Annotated in this window: 16 protein-coding genes; 9 read left to right on the forward strand and 7 right to left on the reverse strand. The window is 64.9% G+C overall.

Annotated features, from left to right (window positions below):
- Nucleotides 1–25 precede the first annotated feature (25 nt).
- The 4 genes from ABZ293_RS26365 to ABZ293_RS26380 are packed head-to-tail and all read left to right on the forward strand — an operon-like array spanning nucleotide 26 to nucleotide 3,164.
- Nucleotides 26–451, forward strand: coding sequence for a hypothetical protein (locus ABZ293_RS26365; RefSeq protein WP_355184823.1), 426 nt, complete (start codon nucleotides 26–28; stop codon nucleotides 449–451).
- Nucleotides 452–465: 14 nt separating this feature from the next.
- Nucleotides 466–927: a hypothetical protein gene (locus tag ABZ293_RS26370; RefSeq protein WP_355184825.1), complete on the forward strand. Its 462-nt coding sequence runs from the start codon at nucleotides 466–468 to the stop codon at nucleotides 925–927.
- Between the two features lie 42 nt (nucleotides 928–969).
- On the forward strand, nucleotides 970–2,013 hold the full coding sequence (locus ABZ293_RS26375) for an acyl-CoA dehydrogenase family protein (protein WP_355184827.1): 1,044 nt from the start codon (nucleotides 970–972) through the stop codon (nucleotides 2,011–2,013).
- Nucleotides 2,004–3,164 (forward strand): acyl-CoA dehydrogenase family protein, encoded by a 1,161-nt coding sequence (locus tag ABZ293_RS26380; RefSeq protein WP_355184829.1) that lies wholly within the window; start codon nucleotides 2,004–2,006, stop codon nucleotides 3,162–3,164. Before ABZ293_RS26375 ends, ABZ293_RS26380 begins: the two co-directional genes overlap by 10 nt.
- A 193-nt stretch (nucleotides 3,165–3,357) precedes the next feature.
- On the opposite strand, the gene ABZ293_RS26385 is transcribed toward ABZ293_RS26380, so the two are convergent.
- Nucleotides 3,358–3,966 (reverse strand): alcohol dehydrogenase catalytic domain-containing protein, encoded by a 609-nt coding sequence (locus ABZ293_RS26385; RefSeq protein ID WP_355184831.1) that lies wholly within the window; start codon nucleotides 3,964–3,966, stop codon nucleotides 3,358–3,360.
- Between the two features lie 361 nt (nucleotides 3,967–4,327).
- Between ABZ293_RS26385 and ABZ293_RS26390 the strand changes: the two genes are divergently transcribed.
- Nucleotides 4,328–5,020 (forward strand): SDR family oxidoreductase, encoded by a 693-nt coding sequence (locus tag ABZ293_RS26390; RefSeq protein WP_355184833.1) that lies wholly within the window; start codon nucleotides 4,328–4,330, stop codon nucleotides 5,018–5,020.
- Between the two features lie 75 nt (nucleotides 5,021–5,095).
- Nucleotides 5,096–5,515, forward strand: a complete 420-nt coding sequence (locus ABZ293_RS26395; RefSeq protein ID WP_355184835.1) for a cupin domain-containing protein — start codon at nucleotides 5,096–5,098, stop codon at nucleotides 5,513–5,515.
- A gap of 321 nt (nucleotides 5,516–5,836) precedes the next feature.
- Here ABZ293_RS26395 and ABZ293_RS26400 read toward each other — a convergent pair whose 3' ends face one another.
- Both ABZ293_RS26400 and ABZ293_RS26405 read right to left on the reverse strand, forming a co-directional pair.
- On the reverse strand, nucleotides 5,837–6,574 hold the full coding sequence (locus ABZ293_RS26400) for a nitroreductase (RefSeq protein WP_355184837.1): 738 nt from the start codon (nucleotides 6,572–6,574) through the stop codon (nucleotides 5,837–5,839).
- Nucleotides 6,575–7,148: 574 nt separating this feature from the next.
- The gene (locus ABZ293_RS26405) at nucleotides 7,149–7,802 is read right to left on the reverse strand and encodes a methyltransferase domain-containing protein (protein WP_355184839.1); all 654 of its coding nucleotides are present in this window, start codon (nucleotides 7,800–7,802) and stop codon (nucleotides 7,149–7,151) included.
- Between the two features lie 175 nt (nucleotides 7,803–7,977).
- Between ABZ293_RS26405 and ABZ293_RS26410 the strand changes: the two genes are divergently transcribed.
- Nucleotides 7,978–8,514, forward strand: a complete 537-nt coding sequence (locus ABZ293_RS26410) for a MarR family transcriptional regulator (RefSeq protein WP_355184841.1) — start codon at nucleotides 7,978–7,980, stop codon at nucleotides 8,512–8,514.
- 45 nt (nucleotides 8,515–8,559) lie between these two features.
- Here the strand turns inward: ABZ293_RS26410 and ABZ293_RS26415 are convergent, their stop codons facing one another.
- A complete protein-coding gene (locus tag ABZ293_RS26415) occupies nucleotides 8,560–9,054 on the reverse strand; it encodes a phosphoribosyltransferase (RefSeq protein WP_354952050.1) in 495 nt (164 codons plus the stop codon).
- Nucleotides 9,055–9,158: 104 nt separating this feature from the next.
- Between ABZ293_RS26415 and ABZ293_RS26420 the strand changes: the two genes are divergently transcribed.
- Complete coding sequence (locus ABZ293_RS26420; protein ID WP_355184843.1) at nucleotides 9,159–9,743, forward strand: NAD(P)H-binding protein; 585 nt, start codon at nucleotides 9,159–9,161, stop codon at nucleotides 9,741–9,743.
- 120 nt (nucleotides 9,744–9,863) lie between these two features.
- Entirely contained in the window at nucleotides 9,864–10,229 is a 366-nt protein-coding gene (locus ABZ293_RS26425; RefSeq protein WP_355184845.1) for a hypothetical protein, read from the forward strand.
- Nucleotides 10,230–10,355: 126 nt separating this feature from the next.
- Here the strand turns inward: ABZ293_RS26425 and ABZ293_RS26430 are convergent, their stop codons facing one another.
- From ABZ293_RS26430 to ABZ293_RS26440, 3 genes are read right to left on the reverse strand one after another with little or no spacing between them, the layout of a single operon-like run.
- Nucleotides 10,356–13,043 carry a fumarate reductase/succinate dehydrogenase flavoprotein subunit gene (locus tag ABZ293_RS26430; protein WP_355184847.1) on the reverse strand — a complete coding sequence of 896 codons (2,688 nt, stop codon included), beginning with the start codon at nucleotides 13,041–13,043 and terminating at the stop codon, nucleotides 10,356–10,358.
- Entirely contained in the window at nucleotides 13,040–13,786 is a 747-nt protein-coding gene (locus ABZ293_RS26435; protein ID WP_355184849.1) for an ABC transporter ATP-binding protein, read from the reverse strand. Before ABZ293_RS26435 ends, ABZ293_RS26430 begins: the two co-directional genes overlap by 4 nt.
- The gene (locus tag ABZ293_RS26440) at nucleotides 13,783–14,595 is read right to left on the reverse strand and encodes an ABC transporter permease (RefSeq protein ID WP_355184851.1); all 813 of its coding nucleotides are present in this window, start codon (nucleotides 14,593–14,595) and stop codon (nucleotides 13,783–13,785) included. The genes ABZ293_RS26435 and ABZ293_RS26440 overlap by 4 nt, the downstream gene beginning before the upstream one ends.

A 14,595-nucleotide genomic window follows, 5' to 3' on the forward strand; every position in this document is an offset into this window, starting at 1 on the left:
CACTCGTACCAGGAGGCAGGAGACGATGCGTGTTCTCGACCGCGTGGAAGGTGGCGTGCCGAACGCGAGTCCGGTCCGTGCACCGATCGATTGGCAGCAGCACGCCGACCCACAGGAATTCTGTGCGACCTGGACCGTCAGTGCCGACGAGGCGATCTTTCGAGGGCACTACCCGGGGTTTCTCATCTTCCCCGGTGTGTGTCTCGTCGAATCGGTCCACCGCGTAGCTGTTTCTCACGCCGCCGCACACGGCATATCGATGCTGCTCACCGAGATCGAGCACACTCGATTCCTGCATCCGGTCTTTCCCGATCACCGAATCGTTGTGGCGGGACGAACAACTGCCGCCGATGACAGTTTTCGGTGCGTGGCTACCATCCGGTCGGTGCGCGGAGACGGTGAGCCGGAATTGGCGGCTCGGGTCCGGCTGCGATATGACAGGCGTGCGTAATGAATCCACGCGTTATGGATGCATTCGGGCCGGCACAGATCATGGGACTACTCCCGCACCGGCCGCCGGCGTTGCTGCTCGACCGGATAGTCGAGTTGGTGCCGGGGGAGCGGGTCACCGGCATCAAGGCGATAACGGTGGAAGCCGTGTGGTACGAAGGCGTGGACGGGCTCGATTATTCGTATCCCAGTTCGCTACTGGTGGAGTCATTCGGTCAGGCGGCTGCGGTATTGCTGGCACAGGCGTGGCGTCCCGGGCAAGGCATCGCCGATGAGGTGCCCATCCTCGGCGGCTTGTCCGGTGTGCGCTTCGACAGACCCGTCGATCCCGGCGATGTCGTGTACCACCACGTGCGAATCGACCGCGTAATCGGAGATAACGCGATCATCAGCGGGCACAGCACCGTCGACGACACCACGGTGATGCGAATCGAGCAGGTAATTCTGGCCTTGCGTCCCAAGGGGCGAATTACCTGATGCGCGGTCGATTTACGTCTGTTCTATCGAGAAGGCTGGTAAATGGATTTCGGATTCGATGAGACACAGTTCGCCGTCGACGAGGCGGTCCGCGGTGTGCTTTCGCGGGAACCGACTTCTGCCGACGCGTGGCGGATGCTGTGCGATGGCGGCCTGCACGTGCTGGGGTTCCCGGAGGAATTCGGTGGCGCCGGTCTGGGTGCTGTCGAAGTGGGAATCGTGGCTCGCGCCCTGGGCGAAGTCGCTCTCACAACGCCGTTGTTGGGAGCGGGCATCGCCGGGCTGGTGGCCTCGCGATCACCGAGCGCGAATATCACCGACTGGTGCAAAGGCGTGCTCGACGGACAGATGACGGCAGTCAGTGCGGGTATCGCGGGCGGCGGTGAACTCCCTACGACGACAGCCGATCCGGGAGCGCAAGGTCAAACGATCACCGGTCGATTCGCTGCTGCTTCACACGCGCAGCAGGCACGGTGGCTTATCGCGCCCACCACGAGCGGACCGGTTCTGGTCGATATCGATGACCAGACGATAACCGCGACCGCGATCGAATGTTCACTGGGAACTGAACAAGCCGACGCCCCCGTCGATATGCAATTCGAGCTCGCCGACGCGCGATGCACGACGCTGTTGTCCGTGAATGCCGATGCACAGGAACTGTATGCCGACCTTTATCGTGCGGTCTTCCTGTCCTATGCGAGCGGGCTGCTCAGTGGCGCACTGAAACTCACCGCCGAGCACCTGCGGTCGAGAACTCAGTTCGGGCGCCCACTGTCGACATTCCAGGCAGCCTCACAAGAGATCGCTGACGTCTACGTTCTTGCCACCGCATTGGAATCGGTGTCGTTGTTCTGCAACTGGACTATCGACAACGGCGGCTGTGCGAGCACCGAACTGGACGCGGCACTTTTCCTGTTTGCCGCAGAGGGCCGCGCGGCGATGCAGATGTGCCACCACCTGCACGGGGGGCTGGGTGTCGACGTCACCTATCCGATGCACAGGTACTTCTCACTGGCCAAGGACGTGGTCCGGCACTGCGGCGGTGAGAGGCAGAATCTCGAGAGGTTGGGTACACGATGTTCATAGGTCTGACACCGGAACAGCGGTCATTGCAGCGCGAGATCCGTTCGTACTTCGAAACTCTCGTAAGTGAAGAGGATGCGCGGACCCTGTTGGACGACCGGCACGGCATGGTGGCGAAACGGATTGTGCGACAGTTGGGCGAAGACGGCTGGCTGGGGGTGGGGTGGCCGAAGGAGTTCGGGGGCAAGGGATTCGGCCCGCTCGAACAGCAGATCTTCGAGTCCGAGGCGGTACGTGCGAGCATCCCGCTGTCGTCGGTCACCTTGCAGACCGTCGGCCCGACGCTGCTGCGTTATGGAACAGTCGAGCAGAAAGAGCGGTTTCTGCCCGGAATTCTGCGTGGTGAAATCGAATTCGCGATCGGCTACACCGAGCCGGACGCCGGCACCGATCTGTTCTCGCTGTCGACCACCGCGAAGAAGCAAAGCGACGGTTCCTACCTCATCAACGGCCAGAAGACCTATACGACCGGCGGACACACCGCGGACTACATCTGGCTGGCCGCTCGAACCGGCACCGTCGAGTCGCGGCACCGCGGCCTGTCGATACTGATCGCCGACACCGCGGATCCGGGGTTCAGTTGTACCCCGATCATTTCACTCGACGGAGCGCATCACACAAACGCCACTTATTTCCACGATGTGCGGGTACCGGCATCGATGTTGGTCGGCGAGGAGAACAGAGGCGTCAAATATCTGATCTCCCAGCTCAATCACGAGCGGGTAATGCTCAGCCCATCCGGCCGGATCGCTGCCATCTACGATCTGGTGCACAAGTGGGCCGTCTCATCAGGGGCGCTCGATCGAGACGATGTACGGGAGTGCCTGGGCGAGATTCTCGCGGTGCTGAAGGTCAACGATGTCATGAATTGGCGGGTAGTGGCATCGACCGGACCGGACGGGCCCAGTCAGGCGGATGCGGCGGCCTCCAAGGTCTTCCACACCACTCGGGTGCAACGTGTCGCGCGCATCGCCGAAGACATCATCTATGCCTGGGGAGACCTCAGTGACCCAGCCACCGCGCGGGCCCTGAAAGCGTTGGACGTTCATGCCAAACGGAATGTCGTGATCACATTCGGTGGCGGCGTCAATGAGGTGATGCGGGACATAGTTTCCGAGGTCGGCTTGGGCCTGCCCAAAGTCACCCGCAGGTAGCTTTCTGTGGTGTCCGGGACGGTTGAGTCCGGGCGGCGATCGCGCGGGGGTGGTGGCCTTGGACGCCGCGGCGGAGCCGGGGCCCGCACCGGTCGGATTTCAGTGTTCCGGCCTGCTTGCGGCGTGAATCCTGGTTTGTCGCAGCAGGTTTCGGGCAGCGATCTGTCATCGGGCGAGCGTCGCTCGATGCCGCTCAGTCGAGGTCGAGCAGAACTTTGCCGATCGCGCCGTCTTCGACGGCGTCGTGGGCGGCTGCGGTGCGGGGCAGGTCGTAGTGGTGCAGCGGCAGGCCGGCGTGTTCTCCGACGTGCAGGGCGTTGTCGGCGAGTGCGGCGGTGATGTCGTGCACGGCCTGCCCCGCCAGCGAGCCGGGCGCAAGCCGTGACACGACCCCGGAGGTCAGCACCCGGTGCGCGGTCACGAAGGGCGTGCCCAACGAGGCTCCCAGATCGAAAGACGCCCCCTCCGGCAATGGCGCGACATGGTTCACCGGCTGCACCGTCACCTCGGTCGCGGTGCCGTAGGCCCGGCCGTGCTGTGCCAGCAGCAGCCACACCCGATCGCCCACCGCGAACCGTTCGACGCCCGCCCCGACCGCCTGCACGACGCCCGCGCCGTCCTGCCCTGGCGGGACCTCGCCGACGATATTCGCCAGACCCGCGCGGAACTTCCAATCCGTCGGGTTGACGCCCGCACGCATAACTCGGACTGCCACCTCGCCCGGACCCGGAATGGGCTCGGGGCGCTGCACCAGCCGCAGGACCGACGACGGGCCGGTCTCGGAGTAGACGACCGCACGCATGCCCGGTCCAACAGCGACGTGACCTGGGACATTCCAACCTAGCCCCGACTGTACCGTCGCGGCGGCATGATCTATGGGAAAGCGCGGGACGATCGCCGTCCTGCCCGGTGAGACCCTCGGTGGTCGTGCCGAGCCAGGTCGACCGTGGCAAAGCCGGATCGAAGATCCACGTGCTTTCCGATCGTGCCGGAGTCCATTAGGAAGCAGGTTTTTGGCAATCTTCACTGTGGAACCCACCACGGACGGCTTAGCCTGGTTCTACGCCAATATTGCGGATCACCAAGTAAATCTCGTGCACGCAGGTTGTCACTTGTGACCGGCTGGCTTCATATGCCCCGGAAGAGATCCGGAAAGGAAAGCCATGAAGATCGTTGTGATTGGTGGCACTGGTGTCCTGGGGTCAAAAGTGGTTGACAAACTGAGGGACCACGGCGATGAGGCGGTGCCAGCGTCGCCTAGGACCGGCATCAACACACTTACCGGGGAAGGCCTCGCCAACGTTCTAACCGGTGCCGACGTGGTTGTTGACGTATCCAACTCACCCTCGTTCGACGACGATCCCGCGATGGAGTTCTTCACAAAATCGACTACTAACTTGGAGGCTGCCGCGAAGGCCGCCGGCGTCAGGCACTACGTCGCGGTGTCGATCGTTGGTGCCGACCAGCTACCGGAAAGCGGCTACCTACGGGCGAAGGTCGCCCAGGAGAAGCTCATCCAAGAATCGGATATTCCCTACTCGATCGTGCGCGCCACTCAGTTCGCCGAGTTCACCGGCGCGATCACAGCCTCGATGACGGTTGGCGACGAAGTGCGCGTACCAGACGCGCTGATACAGCCCATCGCCGTCGACAATGTCGCAGCCGAGGTCGCCCGAGTGGCTGAAGGCGAACCACTGGATGACATCGAGAACATCGGAGGGCCTGAGAAGATCTCTTTCGAACAGATGGCCCGTGCCGTGCTGGCTCGAGAAGGCGAAGCCAAGACGGTCGTCGTCGACCCGCACGCTGGTTACTTCGGAACACCGCTCTCCTTGAACAGCCTGGTTACCGCATAGGCAGGTCCGGTCGGACCAGCCGGAGCCGACGCCGCCGACAGCGGCGCAGCGATCTGATCAGTAAGGCGGACATCCATGTCGAAACAGCAAGAGCTCGAAGCGCGTTTGCAAAACGTGCTGACCGTGATTCAGAGCGTCACCCCGCCGTTTCTACCGCCGAACGCCGAAGTGATGACCGTTGTGGTCGAGTGGCCGCCCGGCGATCCTGGGGCGCCCCCGCACCGCCATCCCGGCGGACCGGCATTCGGTTACGTACTGGAAGGCGAAATGCTGTTCGAGCTGGAAGGGGAGCCGCCCCGGGCCATCAAGGCCGGCGAGGCGTTCTGGGAACCCGGCGGAGACCTAATCCACTACTCGGACGGCAACAACCGCTCGGACATCCCGCTCCGCTACCTCGTCACGATGATGTGTGCCCCTGGCCAACCGATGCTCGTCGTCGTCGAAGACGACGAGCTCGAGGCGCGCCACGACCGGCGGGTAGCTGCACCGAGCTGAACCCAGGATCCGCCGGTTATGTCGGTCGGAGCCGCGCGCAGGCCCTGCGAATATGACCGGGCACGCCGCTAGATCGGCACCCAAGCGGCCGGGCGAGGCACTGGCTGCCAGCCCGGCGCACATCAGTGACCGGCCGAGATCGCCTGCACTACCCCATTCGAGCCGCCATCTCGCACTTCGGCATCACCAGGCGTTCGACTAGATCATCGTGCACTCGACGGCTGGGAGTCGGCTCCTGAATGTCCGAGCGCGAGAGGCCATCTCGATCGGTCAGCTCAACGTTGAGCTAAACGACCCAGCCGTGTGCGCGCGTCATCGACATCACTCGTGGCTGTCTGTGACGTAATCCGCGACGCTGGGACCGCTGATACGCCGGCGGCCTTCATCCGCCCCCCGGCGCTCGACGAACGTGACCGTCTCGTCGAGCGGCGCCCGCCCTGTGCGGGCGTAACCCACCGTGACGTCCTCGAACCCGATCGACATGCCACAGAAGAGAATGAGCTCGTCCGGGGGTGACACGACCTCCGCAACGGTCTTGCGGTAGACCGACCACGCCATTTGCAGGCAACTGTGTAGCCCTTCGGCGCGCAGTAGCAGCATGACTGTCTGCAGATACATGCCGACGTCTGCCCACTGGGGTGGGCCCAGGTCGCGGTCGATGTAGCAGAACAGGGCGGCGGGTGCGCCGAAACAGTCCCAGTTCGCGGCAGCCGCCCGCTGGCGTGCCTCCATGTCCTCGCGCGAAATGCCGAGTTCGCCGTAACGCTCCCTGCCGAAGGTGGCTCGGCGCTCGCTGTAGGGGGATTTCAATGCGGACGGGTACATCTCGTATTCGCGCTCGTCCCAGGGGTCGCCCGCGGCCACGCGCTCGCCGGCGAGCTTCTTGAGCTCGGCGAGCGGCGCACCGGTCAGTACGTAGGAGTTCCACGGCTGGAGGTTGGATCCGGACGGGGACCAAGCCGCGGCGCCGAGCACGCGCTCCAGCACTTCCCTCGGGACAGGCTGGCTGGTGAATCCACGTACCGCCCGTCGGCTCGTGACCGCTTCATAGACGTCCAAGATTGCCTACCTCCAGGTCTGCTGTGCTGACCGTGTCTACGTCCGTTTGGCTCACGGCCGTGGCATTCGATGCTGGATAAACATGTCTCGACTGACCGGCAGATATGCGTCGATATGTGTCGGCCCACGCGAATTCCTCCGCTGCACACGCTCAGGCGGTACGAGTTTTGGAATCCACGCCTTCCGTAGATAGATCGTCCTACGACAAATTCGGCCAGTCAAATGAACGCAGCGGTTGTTGAAAGCGTTGAATTGTGTGCCCTGTCGCGATGCGCGAGATCGCTCGGTATCAGCGCCGATACATTTAGGATTTTCCGCGATGTCTCACGGCCGATGTCGGCGATTGCATTGATCCGCAACACATACGACGGTCCGGCTTGTACCGACTAGGTCGAGGTCGCCGACTTGCCCGCCTACGAGGACTTCCACGCCAACCAGTTGGCCACCTGCCCAGCGTGGCGGCGGTGACCAGCTACGTCACCATGAAGACACTCTCCGCCGCGGCTGGAGACCGTTGTGCCGATGCTTGCGGATGCCCGCGAATTGCGGTTTCCGGCAGCGTCTTTCGACGCGGTTACATGGTGACCGCGCTCGGGGGAGTCCCATGAGGTTCCTTCACTGTCCAGAACAAGGTGTGTCCGCTGGTCCCTTCCGGGACGAATTCCTCACCGACAACCGTGAGACCAGCCTGCGTGAGCCAGGATCGGTAGGTAGCGGCGTCGGCCTGACTCCACCACATGGTTGCGTCTCCGCCGAGCCAGTTGGGATCGATTCCTGTCCAGGAGTCGTGGCCAGTGGTGGCGACGAACCATCCGTTCGGCCGCAGCCACTCGGCAATTCTGGTCAGTAATAGGGATTGCTCGTCCAGCGGCATGTGGATGAGTGCGTAGAGACAGACGACGGCGTCGAACGACCCCGGTTCGAAGTGGATCGTCGCCGCATCAGCACAAATGAATTCAGCCGCCGGAACAAGCGCACGGGCCTTCTCGATCTGAACATCGCTGATATCGACACCGATCACCCGGCGGCCGCTGTTCGCCAGCGTCCGGGCGACCGGCATTCCGGAACCGCAACCGAGATCGAGAACAGTCCCCGCAGCAACGACGTGCCGATCCAACTCCCTCAGCCATGCCTCGTACTTGGCGCCACCGCCGAATGCCTCGTCGTAGCGGTCGGACAGCGCGTTGTAACCCCGTCGGACGAGTTCCTTCGGATCTTCTTCGATCATTCGCGCATCCTGTCATCACGCATCGCCACGCGTCGGTCAACGCGGGCGCAGGAGTTGGATTCGAGGCTCGGTGAACAGGTGTCAGAGATCGGGCGTCATCGCAAGCATTCGCTTCTCGTGCCGTTACCCGTAACAGCCACCTTATGGAGCGAATTCGCTGGGATACAGTGTCCTAATGCCCGAAAAAGCGCATCCCACACCAGTGGTGCGTGTCGAGGCGGCCACGACTCCCGACGGTGCCACCGCAACCGGGGGAACCGATACCGACCTGCTCTCGCTCGCATCGCAGCTGTGTTTTGCCCTGTACTCCACCTCCCGATCGATGACCGCGGCGTACCGGCCGTTCCTGGAGGCCATGGGGGTGACCTATCCGCAGTATCTGGCCCTACTGGCTTTGTGGGAACGCCCCGCGATGACCATGAAGGAACTCGGCGAACAGCTGCGCCTGGACTACGGCACGGTCTCCCCGCTCATTCAGCGGCTACAGGCGCACGGTCTGGTGGAGAGCGTGCGCAGCAGCCACGACCGCCGCGCCGTCGAACTGCGCGCCACCGACGCCGGACGTGCGCTGCGGCCCCAGGCGAGGCAGATGATCGAAGCGGTCATTGCCGAGGTCGGCTATCCGATCACGCGCCTGGTCGAACTGCGTGACCAGGTCAACGCGCTCGGCGTACGCCTCGACGCCGCCGCGGCCGAGCGGTCCGACAAGTAGCTCGACCCACGGTGCTCGTCCGGACGCTTCGAAGTGTCTGCCTGATCACGCATCCAGAATGCGGGCCTGACGATCCACGACCGGCGGTTCGGTGGACCAGGGGAAGTTGATCCAGCGGTCGGTGCGGCGCCAGACGTATTCGCAGTCGACCTCCGAATGCGGTTTCTGATAGATGACTGCGCAGCGGACCTCGGCGACGTGGTCGATGCAGAAGTCGCGCACGAGCTTCAGGGTCGCGCCGGTATCGGCCACATCGTCGGCGATCAGGACCGTCGCACCGGCCAGATCGACTGCCTGTGGGACCGGCGGCAGCATGACGGGCAGGTCGAGGCGCTGATCGATGCCGGTGTAGAACTCGACGTTCATCACGTGCAGGTTCTTCACATCCAATGCGTAGCCGAGCGCGCCCGCGACGAACAGGCCGCCGCGCGCGATCGAGAGGATCAGATCCGGTTCGAACCCGTCCTTGGCGATTTCGGTCGCGAGTTCGCGGCTCGCCGTCCCGAACAATTCCCAGCTCAGCACTTCCCGATCCGCCATGGACCCTCCATCTCCCTCGCTACCGCTGGCTCTAGAGCATACGACCAGCTATGCGGTGCTCCCCAGCAGAGGGACCGCATCGGTCCAAGAATTAGGGTGGACGGGTGCGGATCTTTCTGGCCGGTGCGACCGGCGTCATCGGAACCCGATTGCTGCCCTTGCTGATCGAGGCCGGACATGAGGTGGCGGGGATGACCCGGGCGGCAGCCAAGGCCGACCAGGTGCGTGCCGCCGGTGCGGAACCGGTCGTCTGCGATGTGTACGACCTCGACGCGCTCACCGCCGCGGTCGTCGCCTGCCGTCCCGACCTGGTGATGCACCAGCTCACCGACCTTCCCGACGATGCGGCGCTGCTGCCGGAACTTGCCGGTGCGAATGCGCGCATCCGGGGCGAAGGCACCCGCAATCTGATTGCCGCCGCCCAGGCCGCGGGCGCGAAGCGTTTTCTCGCTCAGAGCATCGCGTGGGAGCCGCCCGCCGGTCGCGGCGCGGTGATCGAGGCGCACGAGGCCGCGGTGCTCGATATCGGCGGTCTGGTCGTGAAGTACGGCCAATTCTATGGTCCGGGTACGTATTACGAGGCCGAGCCGCCGACCCATCCGCGCGTGCACGTGGATGATGCTGCCGCGCGAACGGTTTCGCTGGTGGACGCGCCGAGCGGCATCGTGGTTATCGCCGATCCCGCCTGACTCGTGGCGCGACCGTGCGACGACAGGCGGTCGCGGGTCGTGGCCGTGCCGGTCGGTTTGCAATACGGTGGCACCGGGCCGATCGCCCGGATCCGCTCACACCCATCGAAGGAGACCCGCTTGCGCAACACGCTGCTCCTCACGTCCGTACTCGGTGCCGCCCTGGTGGCGATGTCGCCTGTCGGCGCGGCGGGTGCTCAGGCACCCGGCGACGGTCCGCTGAAGGTGCAGGCGACCACCGGCACCGATCAGATACCGGTCACGGGCGTCGCGGTCGGCATCACGACGTGCTCCGCCGGACCGGTGCTGGCGACCTTGACGACCGGCCGTGACGGAACGGTGACGCAGAACTTCCCGAACGGCTGTTACCAGGCGCAGGTCACCTCCGTTCCCTCCGGCTGTGAGCTGGCGAGCATCGCCTACGTTCAGGTCGACGTGGCACCCGGCGCGACACCGGTCGCAAGCTTCCAATTCCGCTGCGCATAAACCGATTCCGACTCGGCACCGTACAACGAGATTCACGATCGACCGCACCGCATCCCTGATCGTCGCGGCTGGCGGCGTAGTGCCGCGCCCTCTGTATCGCGGCACACCTCGCATAAGGGTGTGCGCCTACGACAACGGGTGTGCACTGTCCAACGCTCGGCGCGCGTAGGCGCGCACATCGGCGTCGGTGTCATCGATCGCCAGCTTCAGTGCGTCGTGCGCTGCCCCGTTCTGCGGCCAGGTGGCCAGCGACAATACCGCCGCCTTGCGCACGTCGAGGTGTGGATCGCGCAGGGCGTCCGACAGTGGGGTGACCGCGAAATCCGGGTCCGCGCCCGCGAGACCACGGGCCGCGCCGACCCGGACCTGCCATGCGGAATGTCCGAGCGCATCGGCGAGCAGTTTCGCATCATCTGCTACGACAACGAGATTCGCGAAGGCTGCCAGTGCGGCGGCGCGCACGAGCGGATCCGGATCCTCGGCGAGTTCGCGTGCGGTGCTCGCACCGTGGCCGCCGATCGTCGACAATCCGTATGCGACGGCGATGCGGACCTCACGGTTCTCATCGGTGGCCGCTGCGGAGACGGCCTGCCGGTCATCGAGGGATACCAGCGCTCGCACCGCTTCGATGCGCACCCGGTGATCGGAATCGGTCAGTGCCGCGACGAATTGCGCGGCCGATCCGGATCGCCGGGCCCGCAGCAGATCGACGACGGTCGCGCGGACCACCGGATCGGGGGAGTCGAGTCGGTCGGCCAGGCCGTGCCAATCGGGCAGCACCTCCACGAGCTCGCGCAGACTCGCCGCGGCGGCCGCGCGCACGGATGCCGCGGTGTCATCTAGTGCACCGATGAGAATTGGTGCGAAACCCTCGGGGGTGTTCTCGGTCAGCACCGAAAGCGCCGCCACTCGAACACCCGCGTCCGGATCGGCGAGGTAGGTCGAAAGGTCTTGCACCGTAGGCGAATCCAGGGCGAGCAGGGTGACCAGCCGGGGTGACGGCGGTGTCGTCGATGTGCGGACGGTCCGTGGTGCGGCGGCCGGTGCGCGGCCACCGATGAGATCGGGTTGCCGAACCGGGACCACGGTCGAATCGGCCGAGGGTAAATCGTCGAGGCCGGGCACCGGAACCAGATACGGCGCCACCGGGCGCTTGAGGAATTCCATCGCGCCGTCGGAGCCCTTGCGCAAGTTCAGGTGATAGCGCCACTCAGCGTCATCGCGTTGCGGCAGATCGGCGCGTTCGTGGTAGAGCCCCCAGCGGGATTCGGTGCGGGTCAGCGAGCTGCGTGCCGCCATTTCGGCGCAGTCGCGAATGAAGGAGACCTCGACCGCGCGCATGAGCTCATGCGGTGTGCGGGCACCGATTTCGGCGATCTCACCGCGCATCCGCTCGAAGGTCTCGACCGCAATGGACAGCTTCGCGGCCGTTTTCGGCGGCGCCACATAATCGTTCACGAATCGGCGCAACTTGTATTCGACCTGGGGTTGCGGCGGGCCATCCGGCTGGCGCAGCGGGCGGTAGATCAGCTCGTGCGCCTCGGCCAGCTGCGATTGCGGAAGGTCGTCCGGGGCATCGACTTCGGACAAGGTGGATGCGGCATGCCCGCCCGCCAGGTCACCGAAGACGAACGCCCCGATCATGTAGTTGTGCGGTACACAGGCCAGATCGCCCGCCGCGTAGAGGCCCGGCACGGTGGTTCGCGCATGTTCGTCGACCCAGACACCGGATGCGGAATGTCCACCGCACAAACCGATTTCGGAGATGTGCATTTCGATATCGTGGGTGCGGTAGTCGTGGCCGCGATTGGCGTGGAAGGTGCCACGGGTCGGACGCTCGGTGGTGTGCAGAATGCCTTCGAGCGTGGACAGGGTCGCATCCGGCAGATGCGACACCTTGAGATAGATGGGTCCGCGCGCGGATTCGATCTCGCGCTTGACCTCCGACATCATCTGGCCCGACCAGTAATCGGAGTCGACGAAGCGTTCGCCGTGCGCGTTGACCTGGTACCCGCCGAAGGGATTGGCGACATAGGCGCAGGCCGGACCGTTGTAGTCCTTGATGAGCGGATTGATCTGGAAGCATTCGATGCCGCTGAGCTCGGCGCCCGCGTGATAGGCCATCGAATATCCGTCGCCAGCATTGGTCGGGTTCTCGTAAGTGCCATATAGATAACCCGATGCGGGCAGCCCCAAGCGGCCGGACGGCCCGGTCGCCAGGATCACCGCCTTCGCGCCGACCGCCACGAATTCGCCGGTGCGCGTGTGCAATGCGGCGGCGCCGACCGCTCGGCCCGCGTCGGTGAGCACCCGCACCGGCATGAGCCGGTTCTCGATGCGGATCTTCTCGCGCATCTTGCGTTGGCGCAGTACGCGATACAGCGCCTTCTTCACATCCTTGCCCTCGGGCATCGGCAGCACGTAGGACCCGGACCGGTGCACCCGGCGCACCGCGTACTCGCCGTACTCGTCCTTCTCGAATTTCACACCGTAGCGTTCGAGTCGCTGCACCATGGCGAAGCCACGAGTGGCCGTCTGATAGATGGTGCGCTGGTTGACGATTCCGTCGTTGGCCCTGGTGATCTCGGCAACGTAGTCCTGCGGCTCCGCCTTGCCCGGAATCACCGCATTGTTCACCCCGTCCATGCCCATGGCGAGTGCGCCGGAATGCCGCACTTGCGCCTTCTCCAGCAGCAGCACATCGGCGCCCGCCTCGGCGGCGGTCAGCGCGGCCATGGTGCCCGCGGTGCCGCCGCCGATGACGAGCACATCGCAGTCGAGCCGGATCCGGTCGGATAGCTCGGGAATATTCACAGCTTCTCCAAGATTTCGGCCTGTACGGACCGGCGGTCCACCGGCGTGCGCGGCTGCGGTACGTCGATAAGACCGCGCAGCGCACCGTTACCGAGCACCGCGATGCGGTCGCCGAGTAGCAGCGCCTCGTCCAGGTCGTGGGTGACGAATACAATGGTGGTCGGATGGGCGCGCCAGGTGTCGATCAGCAAGCGCTGCATGCTCGCCCTGGTCTGGGTGTCGAGTGCGCCGAACGGTTCGTCCATCAGCACCGCGCGCGGCGACCCGGCGAGGCTGCGTGCCAACTGAACTCGCTGCCGCATACCGCCGGAGAGATCGCGCGGGAGATAGTCGCCGTAGCCGGTGAGCCCTACCTCGTCGACCCAGTGCTGGGCGCTCGCCTTGCGTTCGGTGCGCGGCACCTTGCGCAATTGCAATGCGAGCTCGATGTTCTGGCGCACGGTGCGCCAGGGCAGCAGCGCATCGTCCTGGAAGACCAGGGCGCGATCGGCGGACGGTCCGATTACCGGAGTTCCATCGGCGCGGATCACCCCGCGGTCCGGCTTGCGCAGTCCGGCGATCGCGCGCAGCAGCGTCGACTTGCCGCAGCCGGATTTGCCGACCACGACCAGGATTTCGCCGGGTGTGACGGCCAACTCGAGGTTTTCCAGCACCGGCTTGCCGCCGTAGGCAATGCGAATTCCGTCCAGGCTAAGCCGCATTCCGGTGGCGGGTGCGGTGGCGGGTGCGGTTGTCGTGGTCATTCGGCGACCTCCCTCGGCAGCCAGCGGGTGATCCGGCGTCCGGCCAGTTCCACGATTCCGGAGGTGCCGAAGCCGAGGATGCCGATGGTGATCATGCCGACGAATACCGCCGGATAGTCGACGATGGTGTAGGCCTGCCAGGTTCGGTAGCCGATGCCGAGCCGCCCGGAGATCATCTCGGCGGAGATGAGGCAGATCCATGCCACGCCCATGCCCACCGACAGACCGCTGAACACACCGGGCAGGATGCCGGGAAATACCACCCGCACCAGCACATCGGTGCGCGAGGCGCCGAGCGTGCGCAGGGCGTCCTCCCAGATGGTCGGCAGCGCGCGCACGGCGTGCCTGGTGCTGACCAGCACCGGGAACAGCGATGCCATGAACGTGATGAAGACGATGCCCGATTCGTCGCTGGGGAACAGCAGAATCGCCACCGGAACCAGGGCGATGGCCGGGATCGGCCGCGCCAGTTCGGTGAGCGGTCCGAGGACGGCGGCGAAGAGTCCGGAGCGGCCAAGGCCGATGCCCGCGACCACGCCGACCGCGGCCGCGAGCCCGAATCCGGTGAGAATCCGGATCAGCGATTGCGCGACATCGACATAGAACTGGTCCGACTGCAGTTGCTTGCCGAATTCGCGAATGATCTCGGTGACGGTAGGCAGCGTGTCGAAGCGCAGCCACCACCGCACATTATTGGCGGTGAGCAGCTGCCACAGTCCGATCGCGGCCGCGACCGACGTCACCTGGAGCAACCGAGTGCCCCACGCGAAACCGCCACGCGCCCCGGCGGTTTCCGTGTCGTCGGCCAC

This window comes from Nocardia sp. NPDC005998, from assembly GCF_040614395.1.
Taxonomy (GTDB): Bacteria; Actinomycetota; Actinomycetes; order Mycobacteriales; family Mycobacteriaceae; genus Nocardia.

What these genes read in the sequence shown, in the direction of transcription:
- ABZ293_RS26415 (WP_354952050.1), bottom strand. Translation starts at nt 9,054, where the DNA reads ATGGCGGATCGGGAAGTGCTGAGCTGGGAATTGTTCGGGACGGCGAGC.
- ABZ293_RS26375 (WP_355184827.1), top strand. Translation starts at nt 970, where the DNA reads ATGGATTTCGGATTCGATGAGACACAGTTCGCCGTCGACGAGGCGGTC.
- ABZ293_RS26380 (WP_355184829.1), top strand. Translation starts at nt 2,004, where the DNA reads ATGTTCATAGGTCTGACACCGGAACAGCGGTCATTGCAGCGCGAGATC.
- ABZ293_RS26435 (WP_355184849.1), bottom strand. Translation starts at nt 13,786, where the DNA reads ATGACCACGACAACCGCACCCGCCACCGCACCCGCCACCGGAATGCGG.
- ABZ293_RS26405 (WP_355184839.1), bottom strand. Translation starts at nt 7,802, where the DNA reads ATGATCGAAGAAGATCCGAAGGAACTCGTCCGACGGGGTTACAACGCG.
- ABZ293_RS26410 (WP_355184841.1), top strand. Translation starts at nt 7,978, where the DNA reads ATGCCCGAAAAAGCGCATCCCACACCAGTGGTGCGTGTCGAGGCGGCC.
- ABZ293_RS26390 (WP_355184833.1), top strand. Translation starts at nt 4,328, where the DNA reads ATGAAGATCGTTGTGATTGGTGGCACTGGTGTCCTGGGGTCAAAAGTG.
- ABZ293_RS26370 (WP_355184825.1), top strand. Translation starts at nt 466, where the DNA reads ATGGATGCATTCGGGCCGGCACAGATCATGGGACTACTCCCGCACCGG.
- ABZ293_RS26395 (WP_355184835.1), top strand. Translation starts at nt 5,096, where the DNA reads ATGTCGAAACAGCAAGAGCTCGAAGCGCGTTTGCAAAACGTGCTGACC.
- ABZ293_RS26385 (WP_355184831.1), bottom strand. Translation starts at nt 3,966, where the DNA reads ATGCGTGCGGTCGTCTACTCCGAGACCGGCCCGTCGTCGGTCCTGCGG.
- ABZ293_RS26365 (WP_355184823.1), top strand. Translation starts at nt 26, where the DNA reads ATGCGTGTTCTCGACCGCGTGGAAGGTGGCGTGCCGAACGCGAGTCCG.